General features: G+C 71.8%; 10 protein-coding genes. 8 read left to right on the top strand and 2 right to left on the bottom strand.

Annotation, left to right across the window (positions count from 1 at the left end; all coding sequences use genetic code 11):
• Positions 1–63: 63 nt before the first annotated feature.
• Entirely contained in the window at positions 64–3,387 is a 3,324-nt protein-coding gene (locus tag VKA29_RS23055; protein WP_324787845.1) for a right-handed parallel beta-helix repeat-containing protein, read from the bottom strand.
• A 73-nt stretch (positions 3,388–3,460) separates the two neighbouring features.
• On the opposite strand from VKA29_RS23055, the gene VKA29_RS23050 reads away from it, so the two are divergent.
• Positions 3,461–4,690: a S8 family serine peptidase gene (locus VKA29_RS23050; RefSeq protein ID WP_324787844.1), complete on the top strand. Its 1,230-nt coding sequence runs from the start codon at positions 3,461–3,463 to the stop codon at positions 4,688–4,690.
• 320 nt (positions 4,691–5,010) lie between these two features.
• On the opposite strand, the gene eccCa is transcribed toward VKA29_RS23050, so the two are convergent.
• Positions 5,011–8,940 (bottom strand): type VII secretion protein EccCa, encoded by a 3,930-nt coding sequence (gene eccCa / locus VKA29_RS23045; protein WP_324787843.1) that lies wholly within the window; start codon positions 8,938–8,940, stop codon positions 5,011–5,013.
• A 344-nt stretch (positions 8,941–9,284) separates the two neighbouring features.
• Here eccCa and eccD point away from each other — a divergent pair, with 344 nt between their 5' ends.
• The 7 genes from eccD (at position 9,285) to VKA29_RS23010 (ending at position 17,406) form a co-directional block, all read left to right on the top strand.
• Positions 9,285–10,682, top strand: coding sequence for a type VII secretion integral membrane protein EccD (gene eccD, locus VKA29_RS23040; protein WP_324787842.1), 1,398 nt, complete (start codon positions 9,285–9,287; stop codon positions 10,680–10,682).
• A gap of 17 nt (positions 10,683–10,699) precedes the next feature.
• Positions 10,700–12,178, top strand: coding sequence for a type VII secretion protein EccB (gene eccB / locus VKA29_RS23035; protein ID WP_324787841.1), 1,479 nt, complete (start codon positions 10,700–10,702; stop codon positions 12,176–12,178).
• A gap of 371 nt (positions 12,179–12,549) precedes the next feature.
• Complete coding sequence (locus VKA29_RS23030; protein ID WP_324787840.1) at positions 12,550–12,900, top strand: hypothetical protein; 351 nt, start codon at positions 12,550–12,552, stop codon at positions 12,898–12,900.
• A gap of 69 nt (positions 12,901–12,969) precedes the next feature.
• On the top strand, positions 12,970–13,290 hold the full coding sequence (locus VKA29_RS23025) for a WXG100 family type VII secretion target (protein ID WP_324787839.1): 321 nt from the start codon (positions 12,970–12,972) through the stop codon (positions 13,288–13,290).
• Positions 13,291–13,319: 29 nt separating this feature from the next.
• On the top strand, positions 13,320–13,766 hold the full coding sequence (locus VKA29_RS23020) for a type VII secretion system-associated protein (RefSeq protein WP_324787838.1): 447 nt from the start codon (positions 13,320–13,322) through the stop codon (positions 13,764–13,766).
• Between the two features lie 12 nt (positions 13,767–13,778).
• Positions 13,779–16,886 (top strand): AAWKG family protein, encoded by a 3,108-nt coding sequence (locus VKA29_RS23015; protein ID WP_324787837.1) that lies wholly within the window; start codon positions 13,779–13,781, stop codon positions 16,884–16,886.
• A gap of 28 nt (positions 16,887–16,914) precedes the next feature.
• On the top strand, positions 16,915–17,406 hold the full coding sequence (locus VKA29_RS23010; RefSeq protein WP_324787836.1) for a YbaB/EbfC family nucleoid-associated protein: 492 nt from the start codon (positions 16,915–16,917) through the stop codon (positions 17,404–17,406).
• Positions 17,407–17,408 lie beyond the last annotated feature (2 nt).

Genomic DNA, 17,408 nt, shown 5'->3' with positions numbered 1-17,408 from the left:
CGCGACAGCGCGGCGAACGCCCGCCGGTGTCAGGACGACCGGCGGGCGTCGGTGTTCAGGCGGTCACAGGGCCGCCTCCCGCCGCAGGGCCGGCGGCAGATCCTCCGGCAGCAGCGTGGTGAGGTCGGCGAGGCTGGGCGAACTCACCACGCCCAGCCGGCGGGCCTGGCTCGTCATCATCGTCTCCAGCAGACGCCGGGCGAGCCGCGCGTTGCCGAAGGACCGGTCGCGCGGGACGGCGTCGACATGGGCGCGCAGCGCGGCCAGGGTCGCGTCGGTGCACTCGTACCCGAGGGCTGCGGCGTGCCGGGACACGATGGTGACCAGCTCGTCGGTGCTGTAGTCCTCGAACGTCACGAACTTGGAGAACCGGGACGTCAGGCCGGGGTTGGAGGCGAGGAAGCGCTCCATCTCCTCGGTGTATCCGGCGACGACGACCACGATCTCGTCGCGGTGGTCCTCCATCAGCTTCAGCAGGGTGTCGACGGCTTCGCGGCCGAAGTCGTTCGACGAACCCTCGGGGGTGAGGGTGTAGGCCTCGTCGATGAACAGCACCCCGCCCAGCGCGCTGGTGAAGACGTCCTTGGTGCGCTGGGCGGTGTGGCCGACGTACTGGCCCACCAGGTCCGCCCGTGCCACCTCCACCAGGGAGTCACGGGGGAGCACCCCCAGCGAATGCAGGAGCTTCGCGTACAGCCGGGCGACGGTGGTCTTGCCGGTGCCGGGCGGTCCGCTGAAGACCAGGTGGTTGCTGATCCGGGGAGCGGGCAGCCCCGCGGCGATCCGCTGCCGGGCATTGGTGAGCAGGCTGACCAGGTCGGCGACCTCCCGCTTCACCGCCGCCAGCCCCACCATGGCGGTGAGTTCGGCCATCGGGTCGGAGGCGTCGCCGGTCTCCTGTGCCGTACCGCCGACGGCCGCCGCCTCGGCGTCGCCGACGTCCTCCGGCAGCAGCAGCGTCAGGTCGTTCTCCGCGGGGTCGGGCATGGCCGCGAGCCGGAGCGCCTGCCGGTCCACCATGTCCTCGAACACGCCGCGGGCCGCGCGTCCGTTGCCGAAGGTCGCGTCGCGCGTCATCCGCTCGAAGCGCACCACGAGGGCTTCCCGGGTCAGCGGCCCGAGCTCGAACCGGTGCCGGTGGCAGAGGCTCTCGGTGATCGTCACCAGTTCGTCCACCGCGTAGTTGCCGAATTCGATGGTGCGGGTGAACCGGGAGGCCAGACCCGGGTTGGCGGCCAGGAACGACTCCATCTGCTCGGAGTAGCCGGCCGCCACCACCACCACGTCGTCGCGGTGGTCCTCCATGAGTTTCAGCAGGGTGTCGACGGCTTCGCGGCCGAAGTCGTTCGACGTTCCCTCGACGGTGAGGGTGTAGGCCTCGTCGATGAACAGCACCCCGCCCAGCGCGCTGTTGAACGCCTCGGTGGTCTTGATGGCCGTACCGCCGATGACCTGCGCGACGAGATCGGCGCGGGCGACCTCGACCAGGTGCCCGCTCCTGAGCACGCCCAGTTCGGCGAGGATGCTGCCGTAGAGGCGGGCGACGGTGGTCTTGCCGGTGCCGGGCGGTCCGGCGAAGATCAGGTGCCGGCTCATGGAGGGGACCGGCATGCCCAGCCGGCGCCGGCGCTCCGCCAGCTGGTTGAGGTTGACCAGCGTGTTCACCTGGTGCTTGACGTTCTCCAGACCGACGAGCGCCTCCAGTTCGGCCAGCGGGCCCTCGGGCTCCGGCTCCCTGCCGGACCCGCCCGGGACGCCGTCCTCGCCGGCCGTCTCGGCCGACTCGCCCCAGACGTCCGGCAGGCCGTTGTCCCCGCTGGTCAGCAGCTCGACGGTCAGGCGCTCGCCGGCGCGGCTCTGACGCAGTCCCGCGCCGCGGTTGTCGCGTACGACGCACCGGGTGACGTCGACCGGTTCGGCGCTGTCGACCCGTACGCCGTCGCCCGTACTGCCGGTGATCTCGCAGGAGTCGAGAACGGCCCGGCCACCGCGCGACACCTGGACGCCGTGGGCCCTCGAACCGTGCACCCGGACCCGCTGCAGGACGATCTCGGCGCCGTCCGCCACACTGACCCCTGCCTCGGCGCTGTCGCCGATCTCGCAGTCCCGCAGGGTGCCCCGGCCGCGTTCGCCGACGAGGAGGCCCGAGCGGGCGGCGGAGCCCAGCACGGTGTCGCTGATCTCGGGAGCGGAGTCGTCGTCGATGCTCAGCGCGCAGCCGCCGGCGGACTCGACCTCGCAGCGCTCGACCCGGCCGCGGCCGTCGTCGGTGAACTCGATGCCGTGGCCGCCCGCGCCGGTGATCCGGGCGTGCCGCAGCAGGGGGTCGGCGGCGGAGCGCACCGAGATGCCGACACCGGCCGCGTCCAGGACCTCCAGCCGTTCGAACTCGGCTCTGGAGTCGTCCGCGAGCTGCACCGCCCCGGCGGTGTCGGCGCAGTCGCTCACCACCGTGTCCCGCAGCAGCGGGGCGCTGCCCTCGACGACCCGCACGGCGGCCTCGGTGGAGCCGTGGAAGGAGCACTCCTCCAGGGTCCCGCGTGAGCGGTCCAGGACGAGCAGCCCGCTCTTCTTGGTGCGCCGGGTGACGCACCCGCGCAGCATCGGGTCGGCCCCGCCGGAGATCACGATCCCGCTCTGGGAGATGGACTCGAACGACGTCTCCTCGATCTCCGGGCGGGACATGCTCGTGACCAGCAGGCCCACGGAGGCGTGGTGCACGGCGCACCGCAGCACCCGGGTCGAACTGTGGCCCTCCAGAGCGATGGCGGGCTTGTCGGTGCCGGAGACGTCGCAGCCCTCCACGGTGCCCCGGGCCTCGCCGCTCGCCAGGACGCCGTTGGCCCGTGCGCCGCGGATGCGGCAGTCGCGCACCAGGGGGCCGGCGGTCTCGCCGATGACCACGGCGGAGGTGCCGAAGTTCTCGAACGTGCAGTCCTCGACGACGCTCTCGGACTCCGACGAGTCGACCAGCCCGGCGCCGCCGGGGTTGGTGATCCGGCAGCCGCGGGCGGCCAGTGAGCCCTTGCCGCGAACCAGCAGCGCCGTCCATCCGGCGCCGGTCACGGTGCAGTCGTCGAGGGCGGCCTGACCGGCAGGTACGTCCACGACCGCGTCCTCCTTGTCGCGGCCGCGGAGAGTGAGTGCGCTGATCATCACGGCGTCGGCCATCAGGGTGACGGCGGTGCCGCTGCGCGGGCAGAGCTCGACGGTGCCCGGCTCGCCCTCGCCGACGATCGTCACCCGGTGCCTGATGACGAGGTTCTCGGCGTAGCGGCCGGGACGGACCCGGATCACCGCTCCGGTGCGGGCCTGGGCCAGTGCCTCACCGATCGTCCGGAAGCCGTCCGACCGTTCCGGGCCGACCGTGAGTATGTGACGTGCCACGCCTCGAACCTCCTTGTGCTGTGCGGTAGTTGGCGTTGTGCGCCGTGCAACTTGTGTGCATATCATGCGGACTATGCGGAATATCATGAAAGGCCGGAGTGCGGGTCTCGTGCTGGTGGTCGCCGTGGCCCTGCCGGTCACGGTCGGGCCGGCCTTCGCAGTCCCCGCCGCCCCGGCCGCGTCGTCGGCAAGCCCCCGTGCCGACGATCCCGGGACCACGCTGCTGCCCCCGCTGCCGGTCCGGCTCGGCGAGGGCAACCCGTGCACCGGGGCTTCCGGGCAGACGGCCACCAGGGCGGCGTGGTCGCAGACGGCGCTCGGGCTGTCCCGGGCCCAGCGGATCACCCGCGGTGCCGGGGTGACCGTCGCGGTGGTCGACACCGGGGTGGCCTCCGGCGTCCCCGGCCTGTCCGGCAGAGTGGAGGCCGTGGGCGGGGCGGACGCGGACTGCGTGGGCCACGGCACGTTCGCCGCCGGCCTGATCGCCGCCGCACCCGAGAAGGGCAGCGGCATCAGCGGGGCCGCCCCGCAGGCGGGGATCCTCGCCCTGTCCGGCACCGACGACCGCGGGGTGCCCTCCGTGGAACGCGTGGCCGCCGGCATACGGACGGCGGCCGACCGCGGTGCACAGGTCATCTACGTCGGCCAGGCCCTGCGCACCGGCAAGGCCGAACTCACCGCGGCGGTCGCCCACGCCACCCGGAAGGACGCGCTGGTCGTCGCCCCCGCCGCGCCGGACGCCGTGTCCAGCGAGGAGAAGGGGCCCGACGGCGAGATGCCCGAGGGCCCGTACTGGCCGGCCGCCGTGCCCGCCGCGCTCGCCGTGGTGGACTTCGGACCCGACGGCGCACGGCAGGAGCACGCGCCCCCCGCCTACCGGCCCGACCTGTCCGCGCCCGGCAGCGCGATGGTCAGCGTCGGACCCGAGGGCTCCGGCCACTACATCGGTTCCGGCGCCTCGCTGGCCGCGGCGGGCGTCGCCGGCGCCGCCGCTCTGGTACGCGCCTATCACCCCGGCCTCACGGCGGCCGAGGTCGCCCGCCGCCTGCTGGACACCGCCTACCCGTCGGACGTGCCCCGCCTCGACCCGTACGCCGCCCTGTCCCTCGTCCAGGACCGCACGAGGCCCTCCGGACGGACCCCGGCCCCCGCCCAGCTGCCGCACCCCACCGACGCCACCCCCCGCAACCGCTCCCTGGCGATCGCGGCCGGCGGCCTGACCACGGTCCTGCTGCTCGCGGCCGTCGCCGCGGTCGTCCCCCGAGGCCGCACCCGCAACTGGCGTCCCCCGGCCGCCTCCTGAGGAGATCGTCACCGGGCCCGTCCCCGTCGGCCCACCCGTCACCGCCGCGATGCTCCGGCGGTCGTGCCTCCCCCGGCGCCCCGCGGGCCCGGGAGGGACCCCCGGGGCAGCACGCTCGGGCGGCGGGGGTCCCCCCGCCCGAGCGCGGCCGACAGCGGGGGAGGCATCCCGCGGGCACCGGACCGCGCAACCGTCCCACGGCCCGCACCGACGCGGCGCACGCCACGGCCCGCACCGACGCGGCGCACACCGCGAACGCCGGTCCGCGCGACCACCGCCGACGGACCGTCGCCCGGGGAGCCGGTCCGGACACGCGAGCATCACAACGCGTCCCCCACGAGCCCCGTCTGCACCTGCAGGGTCTTGCGGCGGGCGATCCGGATCGCCCGCCCCGGAATCAGCTCCCGCCCCTTGACACTCCCGAAGAGGTACCCCTCGCTCGGCGGACACGACATCAGCAGGCCCGGCGTGTTGACCTCCTGCAACCGGCGCAGCAATGCCTCGTTGAGCCCGCGTCCCGCACCCGCCGACGACCGCGCCACCACCAGGTGCAACCCCACCTCGTGCCCCAGCGCCAGATGGTCCAGCAACGGAGCGAACGGCTGCGCCGTCGGCCCGCTGCCCACCATGTCGTAGTCGTCGACCAGGATGAACAGCCGCGGCCCCTGCCACCAGTCGCACAGCCGCATCCGCGACGGAGCGATGTCCTCGCCGGGGACCCGTCGCTTGACCGCCCGCGCCGCCCCGTCCACCAGTTCCCGCAGCATGTCCAGGGACACGGCGTGCCCGAGCCGGTAGGCCTCCGGAACGCTCTCCACCAGCTCCCGCCGGTAGTCCACGGTCATGATGCGCGCCTCGGCGGGCGTGTACCGCTCGGTGATGCCCCGCGCGACCAGCCGCAGCAGGTTCGTCTTGCCGCTCTCCGTGTCGCCCACCACGATCAGATGCGGGTTCTCGGTGAAGTCGTGCCACACCGGCGCCAGTTCGTTCTCGTCCAGGCCGATGGCGATCCGCAGACCGATGTCGCCCTCCGGCTCCGGCAGCTCCTCCGCGGGCAGTTCCGCCGGCAGCATCCGCACGCGCGGGGCGGTGGGCCCCGTCCAGTTCTCACCGATCGCGGCGACCAGCCCGGCGACCCCGTCCGCGAGGTCGTCGGCGTCCTCGACCCCGTCGACGCGCGGCAGCGCCGACAGGTAGTGCAGCTTGTCCGAGGTCAGCCCCCGCCCCGCGCTGCGTGGGATCGTGGCTGCCTTGCGGGAGTCGATCTGCGAGTCCATCGGATCACCCATCCGCAGCTCCAGCCGGGTCCCGGTCTGGTCGCGCACCGAGGACGACAGCTCCACCCAGCGGGCCGTGGTGATCAGCAGGTGGACCCCGTAGTTGAGGCCGCGGGCGGCCAGCGCGTTGAAGGTGGGGATGTGCCGGTCGAAGTCCTGGCGCACGGTGGCCCAGCCGTCGATGGCCAGGAACACGTCCCCGTGCGGCTCGTCGGGGAACTCTCCCGCGGCGCGCCGTTTACGGTACGTGGCCATGGAGTCGATGCCGTGCTCCAGGAAGAACCGCTCACGCCTGGCGAGCAGCGTGGTGACCTCCGCGATCGTACGGCCCACCCGTTCGGTGTCCACCCGCGCCGCGACCCCGCCCATATGGGGCAGCTCGTCCAGCGCGGCCAGCGTGCCGCCGCCGAAGTCCAGGCAGTAGAACTGCACTTCGCGCGGTGTGTGGGTGAGGGCCAGCGCGGTGATGAGGGTCCGCAGCAGGGTGCTCTTGCCGCTCTGCGGGCCCCCGGCGATGGCCACGTGTCCGCCGGCCGCCGACAGGTCCACCGTCAGCAGATCACGTACCTGGTCGAAGGGCCGGTCCACGACTCCCACCGGCACGGTGAGCCGCCCCCGCAGCGGCCAGTCGGCCGTGGTCAGGCCGTAGCGCGGATCGGGTGCCAGCGGGGGCAGGATCTGGTCCAGGGTGGACGGCCGGCCCAGCGGCGGCAGCCACACCTGGTGGGCGGGCGGCCCCGAACCGCGCAGCCGGTCGAGCGCCACCGACAGCAGTGTCTCCCCGCCGTCCCCCTCGCCCTCCGGCTCGTCGGGTTCGGCCGCCGTGTCCGGGCCGGCGGGCGCACGCGGCACCACCCACTCGGCCGTCCACGGCACCACCTGACGCGCCACCTGCGCCTGTACCACCGCCCTGCGCCGCTGGTACGGCCCCGAGACGTACGCGGCGCGGAACCGGGTCAGCGCGTCGACGCCGCTCTTGAGGAAACCGGCGCCCGGCTGCGAGGGCAGCTCGTAGGCGTCCGGCACGCCGAGCACGCCCCGGCTCTCCATCGCGGAGAACGTCCGCAGACCGATCCGGTACGACAGGTGGCTCTCCAACTGGTGCATCCGGCCCTCGTCCAGCCGCTGCGAGGCCAGCAGCAGATGGACCCCGAGACTGCGCCCGAGCCGGCCGATCATCACGAACAGCTCCATGAAGTCGCGGTGCGAGGCCAGCAGTTCGCTGAACTCGTCCACCACCACGAACAGGCTGGGCAGCGGTTGCAGCGGTGCCCCGGACTGCCGGGCCTTCTCGTACTCCAGCGCGGAGGTGTAGTTCCCGGCGGCGCGCAGCAGCTCCTGCCGCCGGATCAGCTCCCCGTGCAGGGCGTCCTGCATCCGGGCGACCAGAGCCACCTCGTCGGCCAGGTTGGTGATGACCGCCGAGGTGTGCGGCAGTTCGTCGAGGCCGAGGAAGGTGGCGCCGCCCTTGAAGTCGACGAGGACGAAATTCAGCGTCTCGGAGGAGTTGGTCAGGGCCAGCGCCAGCACCAGCGTCCGCAGCAGCTCGCTCTTGCCGGAGCCGGTGGCACCGATGAGCATGCCATGCGGTCCGGTACCGCCCTGCGCGGACTCCTTGATGTCCAGTTCCACGGGCCGGCCGTCACCGCTCACCGCGATCGGCACCCGCAGCCGGGCACTGCCGGTCGACCGCTCCCACAGCGTGGCCGGGTCGTGCCGGTGCAGATCGGGGATGTTCAGCAGCGAGGTCAGCTCCACGTCGTCGGCGAGCGGCCTGGAGTCGTCGCCGCCCACACTCATCCGGTACGGCGCCAGCAGCCGGGCCAGCGCCGACGCGCCCACCGTGCCCAGCCGGTCGGGCCGGCCGAGCACCGTCGACTGCTCCTTGCGGTCGCGGTCGGTGCGCACCAGCGCCACCCCGTCGTCGTCCACCTCCAGGCGCAGCGTGGTCCGCCCCGGCTTCCACGCGAGCGCCCCGGTGAGGTCGAGCACCACCGCGTTGCGGAACCCGTGCCCGTCGAAGCGGTGTCCCGCCGGTACCGTGCAGCCGTCGATCACGACGACCGTGAACGGCTCCTCGCGTCCCGGGACCGCGTCCGGGTCGGCGCCCGGCCGCTCCAGGAACTCGGCGCCGAGCAGGTTCTCCAGCTCGGAGAAGTGCGAGGCGATCATGCGGGCCGGCCCGGCGCCGTCCTCCTCGTGCCGGTGCAGGCTGTGCGGCAGCCACTTCGCCCACTCCCACTCCGCGCGCCGCTCGTCCGCGACGCACAGCGCGATCCACAGGTCGTCGGGCGAGTGGAACACTGCCAACTGCGCGAGCAGCGCGCGCGCCTGAGCCCGTATCCGCTCCTCGTCCCCCCGGAACAGCACCTTCGACCAAGCCCGCAGGTAGATCGCGATGGGCTGGTCCCGGACGGTGGAGTAGGCCCGGGTGAAGCTGCGCAGCGCGTGCGCCGACAGCGGCTCCAGGTCCTCGACGGGCTTGGTCGACAGCGGCGTCAGCTTCAGCGCCAGCCGCTGGTCGCCCACGCCCATCCGCACCTCGGCGAAGTCGTCGTCGGACGCGCGCCGTTCCCACAGCCGGGTGCTGCGCACCAGCGACGACAGCGCGTCGGGCTCGGGATGACGCCAGGCGAGGGCACGCTGCTGCTCCACGACGGACGCCCGCACCATGCGCCGGGTCTGCCGCAGGTACCGCAGGTAGTCGCGGCGCTCGCCCTTCATCCGCTGCTTGCGTTCGCCGTTGCGCCGCATGACCTGACCCAGCATCATGCCCCCGGAAGCGATCACCATCACACCGAGCGCGATGTAGGTGAACCCCCCGCCGGACCCGCTCGCCCCCGGCCGCATGAACATCAGCATCATGGACACCGACATCAGCGCCATCGGCAGATACGTCCACACCGCGGAACTGTCCGGCACGACTTCGGGAAGCGTGGGCGGCTCCTGAAGACTCAGTTCCCCCGACGGCATTTCCGGTCCTTTGCGGCGGGCCGGCCGGCGGAACAGGATCACGCTCAACGAACGTCCTCCTCAATGATTTCGGAAGGAATTCCGGGGAGTCCCCACGGAAACGCGGCGGGGTTTTCCCGTAAAGATTCAGAGTCCCGTGCGCCGACGGCCGGAAGATGACCGCGGGGTGCCGTAGCGCTGAACTCCCTGAGTGGTGTTGCGAAAAGCCCGGCGTACGGTCAAACTCGTCGGCGCATGCCCCGTCCGGCTTTTCCGCCGCGTTCGGCGACCGACCGGTGTGCCGCTGCCACCTTCCAGCCACCGAGTATCCCGTGGCCCCGCCAGAAAGTGTGAAACCCGAACCCATGACTGAGATTCAGGCGGCAAGCCTGTGCCGCGTCACCGTACGTGCTCCGGCCAGGACCGTCGACCTGGCCGTGCCCTCCGACGTCCCCGTCGCCGATCTGCTGCCCACGGTGATCGGCTACGGGGGGGACGACCTGGCGGAATCCGGCCTGGAGCACGGAGGTTGGGTGCTCCAACGCCTCGGCGGTCCACCGCTCGACCCCGAGAGTACCTTGGACTCCCTCGGGTTGCGGGACGGAGAGCAGCTTTACCTGCGGCCGCGCACCGAGGCGCTGCCCGAGGTGCACATCGACGACCTGGTCGACGGCATCGCCGAGGGGATGGGCCGCAGACCGCACGGCTGGAGCCCGGAGGCGGGTCGGCGGCTGCTGCGCGGGCTTGCCGCGGCCACCCTCGCGCTGGGCGTCGTGCTGCTGGCCTGGCCGGGAACGGCGGGCTGGATACGGGCGGTCGCCGCGGCGGCGGGCGGACTGCTGCTGATCGCCGGAGCGGGCTCCGCCTCCCGCGCCGTCGGGGACTCCGCAGCCGGCTCGGTGCTCGGCGTGATGGCGGCCCCCTACTTCGCCCTGGCGGGCTGGCTGCTGCCCGGCGGGCACCTGGGCGGCGCCGACGGCGAGGCCGTCCTCGGCGCTCGGCTGCTGGCCGGGTCCGCGGCCGGCGGCGCGGGCGCGGTGCTCGCCCTCGCGGCGGTCGGCGTGAACCCGGCGCTGTTCGTCGGCGCGGCCTGTGTGGCGGCGGCCGGCGCGCTCGGCGCCGCCCTGATCACCCTGGGGCTGGCGCCGGAACAGGCGGCCGGCGTGGTGGCCGTCGTGGTGGTGCTGTTCGGCGGATTCGTCCCGTCCCTGTCGTTCCGGCTGGCCGGCATGCGGATGCCACCCCTGCCGACCAATGTCCGGCAGCTCCAGCAGGGCATCGAGCCGTACTCCTCCTCGGACGTCGACGCCCGGTCGGCGCTGGCGGACGGCTGGATGACCGCCCTCTACGGCGTCATCGGCCTGGTGTGCCTGCCCTGCCAGGCCGCGCTCATGGCCGAACCGGGCCTCGCCGGCATCCTCACCGTCGTGGCCCTCTCCCTCCTCCTGCTGTTGCACAGCCGGGGGCTGGGCAACGTCTGGCAACGTCTGGCGCTGACCGTCGCCGGGGCCTGGGGCGTGGCCCTGCTGCTGTTCGTCTCCGCGCGCGCCCTCGCTCCGGTGGACCGGCTGACCCTGACGGCCGGCGTGCTGGGGCTGGCCGCCGTGATCAGCATCGCCTCATGGACGGTGCCCGGACGACGGCTCGTCCCGTACTGGGGACGCGCGGCCGAGCTGCTGCACTCACTCGCCGCCATCAGCATCCTGCCGCTGACGCTCTGGTCGATGGGCGTCTACGGCCTGCTGCGCGGCATCAACGGCTGACCCGGGAGAACGGTGACATGCACAGCAAACGCGACCAAGTACAGGCGCACCTCTTCATCATGGGGCGGCTGGCCTCGGCCATGCTGCGCGACGAGCCGGATTCCCCGGAGAGCCCGCTGGGCCGGACCAACCGCGGGGCCGCCGCCGGCGTGATCGTCGCCGTCCTGGTGTGCGCCGGCGCCTTCGTCTTCGGCCTCATCCGGCCCGGCGGCAACGACTCCTGGCGCTCGGGCGAGAACCTGGTCGTCGACAAGCAGACCGGCGCCCGCTACCTGTACCTGGACGGGCGGCTGCGCCCGGTGCGCAACTACGCGTCCGCCCGGCTGGTCACCGGCGGAGACATCGGCGTCACGTCGGTGGGCACGTCCTCGCTGGCCGGCACCCCGCACGGCACGCCCGTCGGCATCCCCGGCGGGCCCGAGGCGCTGCCGGGAACGGGTGACCTGGACCGCGATCCGTGGCTGGTGTGTTCCGGCGTCCTGCCGCGGACGACCGGCGTCGTCACCGTGACCACGACGCTCGCGCTCGGCGTCGAGGCTCCGCAGGACGTGCCGGGCGGCAGGCGACTGGGCGCGAACGAGGGCCTGCTGGTCACGGGCCCGGACGACGCCACGTATCTGCTGTGGCAGGGCAGCCGGCTGCGCCTGGACCGGCGGGCGAAGGCGGCCGAGGCGCTCGGGTACGGCGACGTCGCACCGCGCCCCGTGTCCGCGGCGTTCCTCGACGCCTTCCCGCTGGGGCCCGACCTGGCACCCGCCGACGTGCCCGGCCGGGGCGAGCAGGGTCCCGAACTGGGCGGGCGGAGCACCAGGATCGGACAGCTCTTCCGGGTCGGCATACCCGGCTCGGCCGACCGCTACCACCTGCTCACCCGGCAGGGTCTCGTCCCCCTGACCGACACCGCCGCCACCCTCCTGCTGGGCGACCCGCGCACGCGGGAGAAGGCGTACGGCGGGGAGGCCGCGACCGTGGCGACGCTCGGCGCGGACACCCTGGCGGGGCATCTCGCGCCCGACGCGCGGGAGTCCGACGCGTGGGCGGCGAAGCTCCCCGCGAAGCCGCCGAAGGCGGTCACCGTCGCCACCCGCTCCGTGGCCTGCGCCGAGGTCGACTCCGCGCACTCCGGCGTGCGGGTGGGCGTTTCGCTGCTGCCCGAGCGCGCCCTGCCCGAGGCGGTGCAGACGCCCGCTCCCGAGGTCGAGCCGGGCTGTCTGAAGGTCGACTCCATCGCGGTCGGGGCCGGGAAGGGCGCCCTGGTCCGGGCGTTGAGCGCGAGCGGCAGCGCACTGGGCGACACCACGTACCTGGTGACGGACGACGGCGTGAAGTACCGGCTGCTGTCCCAGGGCGCGGTGAAGGCGCTGGGCTACCAGGGGGTCGAGGCGCGGACGATGCCGTCCCCGATGCTGGCCATGCTGCCCAGCGGTCCGGACCTGACGCCCGAGGCCGCGTCCGAGGGGAAGGCCCGCGTGACGCTGCGGTGCCCCGGGCAGTGACGGGAGGAAGGGGACGATCGGGCCCCACGGCGATCGTCCGGGAAGGAAACACTCGGCATCCGCGTGGTTACCCCACGTCGAGCCGTCCGCCCGGCGCAGGCTCATGACTGACGCCGATGTCGGAATTTGTCCGACGGGGATCCGTCGTGCCGCTCACTTGAGCACCGTGAATTCCGCGCCATTGCTCAATTGAGCTTCTCGGAGCGGGGCCCGGTGTTCTGCGGATAATTGCCAAAGTAGTTGCGGGTTGCATAACATCTGGTCATCCCATGGCCCGGCGAGTCGCTCGTGATCGCGGGCGCGCTCTGTCTGCCCGCAGGGTGACATGGGGGCCGCAGCCCGGTGAGTTCCGCTGAACAGGGAGTTTCCTCATGGCCATGCAGCAGTCCGAAGAGCGCGCCACCCGTAATGGGATCATGGCTCTGGAACAGGCTTTCTCCGGTGTTCAGCGTTGTCAGCAGGACGTGCAGTCCACGTCGCACACGCTGGCCTCGAATTACGGGGGCGTGGACGGCGGCAAATACAAGAAGCTGCTGGAGCAGTGGGACGAGCACGTCGACACCATCCTGATCAACCTGGACCGGATGGTCGACGAGCTCAACGGCACCCTCCGGGAACACGGGATGGCGCAGGGGTCCAGCAGCGACGCGATCGACAGGGAGTACTCGCGCTCCACGGCGGTCTTCGACGAGCTCAACGGCACCCACACGTCGGGGAACTGACCCCGGCAGGCCGGCGCCGGGCGCCGGTTCCCCGACTCTTCTCGCTCTTCCGGTGAATCGAGGACTCTGATGGACTTCTCCGACGGCTACATCTATGTCGACTACAACCACGCCGAAGGCGCGGCGGACGACATGGTCGGCCAGTCCCAGGCGATCATGAGCATTCTGGCCAACCTGGAGATGGAACTGACCGAACTCAAGAACAGCTGGATCGGTGACGACAAGGACGTCTACAACGAGGTCCAGACGAAATGGGACAACGCTGTCCAGAACATCAAGAACCTGCTCGCCAACCACTCCGGCCTGCTCACCGAAATCTCCGCCAACTACCGGTACACGGAGCAGAACCTGTCACAGCGGTGGGGTGACATCAGGATCGGCAGCCGCTGACGCCGGCCCGGTGACGGGAGGATGAGAACATGGCCGTCACGGTCCTCGACAGTACATTCCTGAAGAATTTCATCAACCACCAGATCGACGGATTCCGCAAGGAACTGCAGAACATCCTCAAGGACAGCCCGACCGCCGGGCCGGCGATCTCGTTCATCGCGGACAGCATCTCGACCACGACGATCGATGCCTCGAGGCCTCTCGTCGTCGGTCTCATGGCGGGCCAGAACAGCGCCGCCGGCGGGGACGCCCTGAACAAGGTGATCCAGACGGGTGCGGGCGAAGTCGTGCGCATCCTGGAGGACCAGACGATCCTCTTCGAGGACCTCGAACAGGCACTGTGGGAAACGATCGACGAACTGGCCAAGGCTCAGGGCAAGAATCTCGAGAACATCACCGCAGACGATTTCATGGATCTCTTCGAGGACGTCGACAGCGATCTCGGCAACAAGGGCGCCACCCAAAAGGAAGAGTAGCGGTTTTCGGCGATGGCCAACCCCCAGGACAACAACAACGACAACTGGAAAAAAGCGGTTGACATGCTCACCGGCTATGTCCTGCCGGAGCGGAAAACGTTGTTCGACGACCTGAAGGGCAACGACGGCATCCCGCTGATACACGTCCGGCTGGACAAGGACGGCGGCCCGGAGTATTCGTCGGGATTCCTGTCCCCGAGCGGCTGGAAGACGCACAACACCGACTACACCATCCCGTTCTACCGCCCCAGCGACGACTCCCAGGAGGTGTCCGCGGGGAGGAACCTCTACCGGTACCGCGCCTACATCACCTTCCTCGCGTCCGGCCAGGACTGGCCGCCGAGCGGGGACGACGTGATCCCGGACTACTCGAAGACGAGTGAGCGCCTGAAGGACAAGGGCGGCTGGAACAACGAGGGCGAGAAGCTCGACTGGAACACCAACGCGCTGGTCCGGTACGTCTACGGCTCCAAGGCCGCCCTCTCCCAGCTCGTCATGTGGCCCTACACGACCCACGGTTTCGAGAACCGCGGCTATCCGGTGAACGACGCCGACTACGTCGACCTGCGCACCTTCACGGACACGGCCAAGGCCTTCGACCGGGTGGTCGCGTTCTTCGAGAACAGCGCGACCACCGTCGGCAAGTGGGACACCGAGGACATCGGTGAGGGCAGCGAATCCTGGGACGGCACGTCGGCCGCCATCTTCAAGGCGCTCATCCACAAACTGGCCCGGAACTACAAGGGGTATGCCGACCAGCTCAACGGCAAGGGCGACGAGGACACCGCGGTCACCATCGACGACGTGACCGTGACCTCCGGGCCGGCCCGGGCGCTGGCGGCGGCCCAGCACATCATCCTCGCCCAGGCGCAGAAGCTCTACGACGCCTGGGAGGCGTGGAAGGCCGAGAGCAATCCCCAGCGCTGGCTGTACGACATGCTGCAGAACGCCCGGCTGACCCTCTTCGACACTCAGTACGACAAGACGGACATCAACACGGTGTCCAGTGGCTCCGGCGCGTACACCTCCTGGCACAACTACGTCGTGTCGACGGCCGGTTTCCGGAACGAGATCGTCATCGAGGGCAAGTCGTACGGGAAACCGAGCGACATGACCACGTGGAAGGCGATCGCCGACGAAGCGGTGCGCCGGTGGGAGCAGTCCGTGCAGGACTGGCTCAGCACGGCGGGTGCCGAGGCCATCGTCGAGATCCACAAGGCGTTCAAGGCGGCCGAGAAGGCGTTCGACACCAGCATCACCGACAGGGACGACCGCCCCCTCTCCGAGATCTCCGCCAAGGTGGAGGCCGACGCGGAGAAGAAGAAGGCGAAGGCCGAGCAGGCGGCCGCCAAGGCCGAGGCGGCGAAGGAGAAGGCCGAGGCCAAGGCGGAGGCGGAGAAGGAGAAGGCCGAGGCCAAGGCGGAGGCGGCGAAGGAGAAGGCCGAGGCCAAGGCCGAGCAGGAGAAGGAGAAGGCGGAGGCGAAGGCCGAGCAGGCGGCTGCCAAGGCCGAGGCGGCGAAGGAGAAGGCCGAGCAGGAGAAGGAGAAGGCGGAGGCGAAGGCCGAGCAGGCGGCCGCCAAGGCCGAGGCGGCGAAGGAGAAGGCGGAGGCGAAGGCCGAGCAGGAGAAGGAGAAGGCGGAGGCGAAGGCCGAGCAGGAGAAGGCCAAGGCCGACGCCGAGCAGGAGAAGGCCAAGGCCAAGGCCGAGCAGCAGCAGGAGAAGGCCGAGGCCAAGCAGGCGGCGGCCGAGCAGCAGGCGTTCGCCCTCGCGCAGAACCAGAAGGCGCAGGACGAGGCGAAGAAGGAACGGGAACGGGCCGCTGCCCAGGCCGAGGCCGACCGCGCCGAAGCCAAGGCCGAGCAGGACGCCGCGAAGGCGGAGGCCGCCGCCGAGAAGGAAGCCGCCAAGCAGGAACAGGCTCAGGCGAAGGCCCGGGCGGAGCGCGAGCAGGAGGCCGCGAAGGCGGAGGCCGAGAAGGAGAAGGCCGAGGCGAAGGCCACCGCGGAGGCCCAGCAGGAAGAGGCCCGCCGCGCGGCCGTACAGGACAAGCAGCAGGCCAGGCTGGACGCCCAGAACGCCAAGGCCGACGCACAGGCCGACTACGAGCAGCAGAAGGCCGAGGCGCGCGCCGAGCGCGAGGCCGCGCTCCAGGAAGCCGACCGCCAGGAGGCGGCGGCGAAGCAGGAGTACGAGCAGGAGAAGGCCCACGCGCAGGACCAGCGGGACCAGGCGCGGGCGGACGCCGAACAGCAACGGGCCCAGGCGCGCCGGGAGTACGAGCGCGAGGTGGCCGCCGGCGCCGACCAGGGCGAGGCCCGGGAGAAGTACGACCACCGGATCGCCCGGATCGACGCCGCCGAACAGAAAGCCATCGAACGGGCGAACGCCGCCGAGGCCCAGGCCAGGAACGACTACGACCAGGCGAAGGCCGACGCCCAGGCCGACCGGCAGGAGGCGCGCACCGAGGCCGAGCAGGCGCGCAAGGACGCCAAGGCCGACTACGACCGGCGCATGGCCGACATCCAGGCCGAGTACGACCGGATCGGCGCCGACGGCAACGACATCGACGAGCAGATCCGCCGGCGTATCGCGGATCTGCCCCAGCCCCCCGACCTCTCCGCCTACCACGCGGGCGGCTCCGCGGGCTCTGTCGGCTCCGCCTATTCCTCCGCGTTCAGCGACAACCTCTACAGCCAGGACGACCTGGCCTCGGCGCTCGGACGCCCGCAGAGCGGCGACGCCCTGACGAGCGCCTCGGCCGACGGCTCCGGCACCGGATCGCCGGGGATGTACCCGCCGATGACGCGCGGCGCGGGCGGCGAGGCCGGCGGCAACTCGGGCGAGCGCACCAGGACCGTGATCGAGCCCGCGATCGGCCGGTCGGGCCGGACGTCCGCTGCCGCGCGGCCCGTCGACGACGAGGAACACCGCGTGGTCACCAGGGCGACGCAGACCAGCAGCGGCATGCCCTTCATGCCGCCGATGGGAGGCATGGGCGGGGCGGGCGAAGGCAGGCCGCAGACGGAGAGCGGAGACAGGGAGCGGACCACGTGGCTCGCCGAGGACGAGGACGTCTGGGGCACCGATGAGGGCGGGGCGCCGCAGGCTCTGGGCCGCTGAGGGAAAGGGGACCGGAATGAGTCAGCCGATGGAGGACCGAGTGGCCCGGGCGATGGCCCATCTCAGGGCCGCGGAGCAGGCAGCGGCCTCGGCACGGGCCGAGCTGGACGCGGCGTCGGTCACCGCGCGTTCCGCGGACCGGTCGGTCCGGGTGTCCGTCGGCGCCAAGGGGGAGCTGACCAGCCTGGAGTTCCTCGACGGCAAGTACCGGACCATGGCCGCCGCTCAGCTCTCCGCGTCGGTGCTGGAGGCCACGAACAAGGCGCGGGCCGAGATGGCCCGCCGGGTCGTGGCCACCCTCGACCCGCTCACCAGGATGACCGCCCGCGGCGCCGCCCCGGAGCGGATGGGCGTCGACTGGGAGTCCGTCTTCGGTGAGCTGCTCAGCGAGACCGCCGTGGCGAACGGGCCCACCGCGATGAGCAGGCTCCGCGACGAGATCGTCGAGGACGACGAGGAGCCCGCACCCCCGCGCCGGGCCGCTCGTGGCACGGACGCCGGACGACAGGAGGGCGCGTAACC

It is taken from the genome of Streptomyces sp. H51 (genome assembly GCF_035656535.1).
In the GTDB taxonomy this organism is placed as follows: domain Bacteria; phylum Actinomycetota; class Actinomycetes; order Streptomycetales; family Streptomycetaceae; genus Streptomyces.
This window is presented reverse-complemented; position numbering and strand designations above follow the sequence as displayed.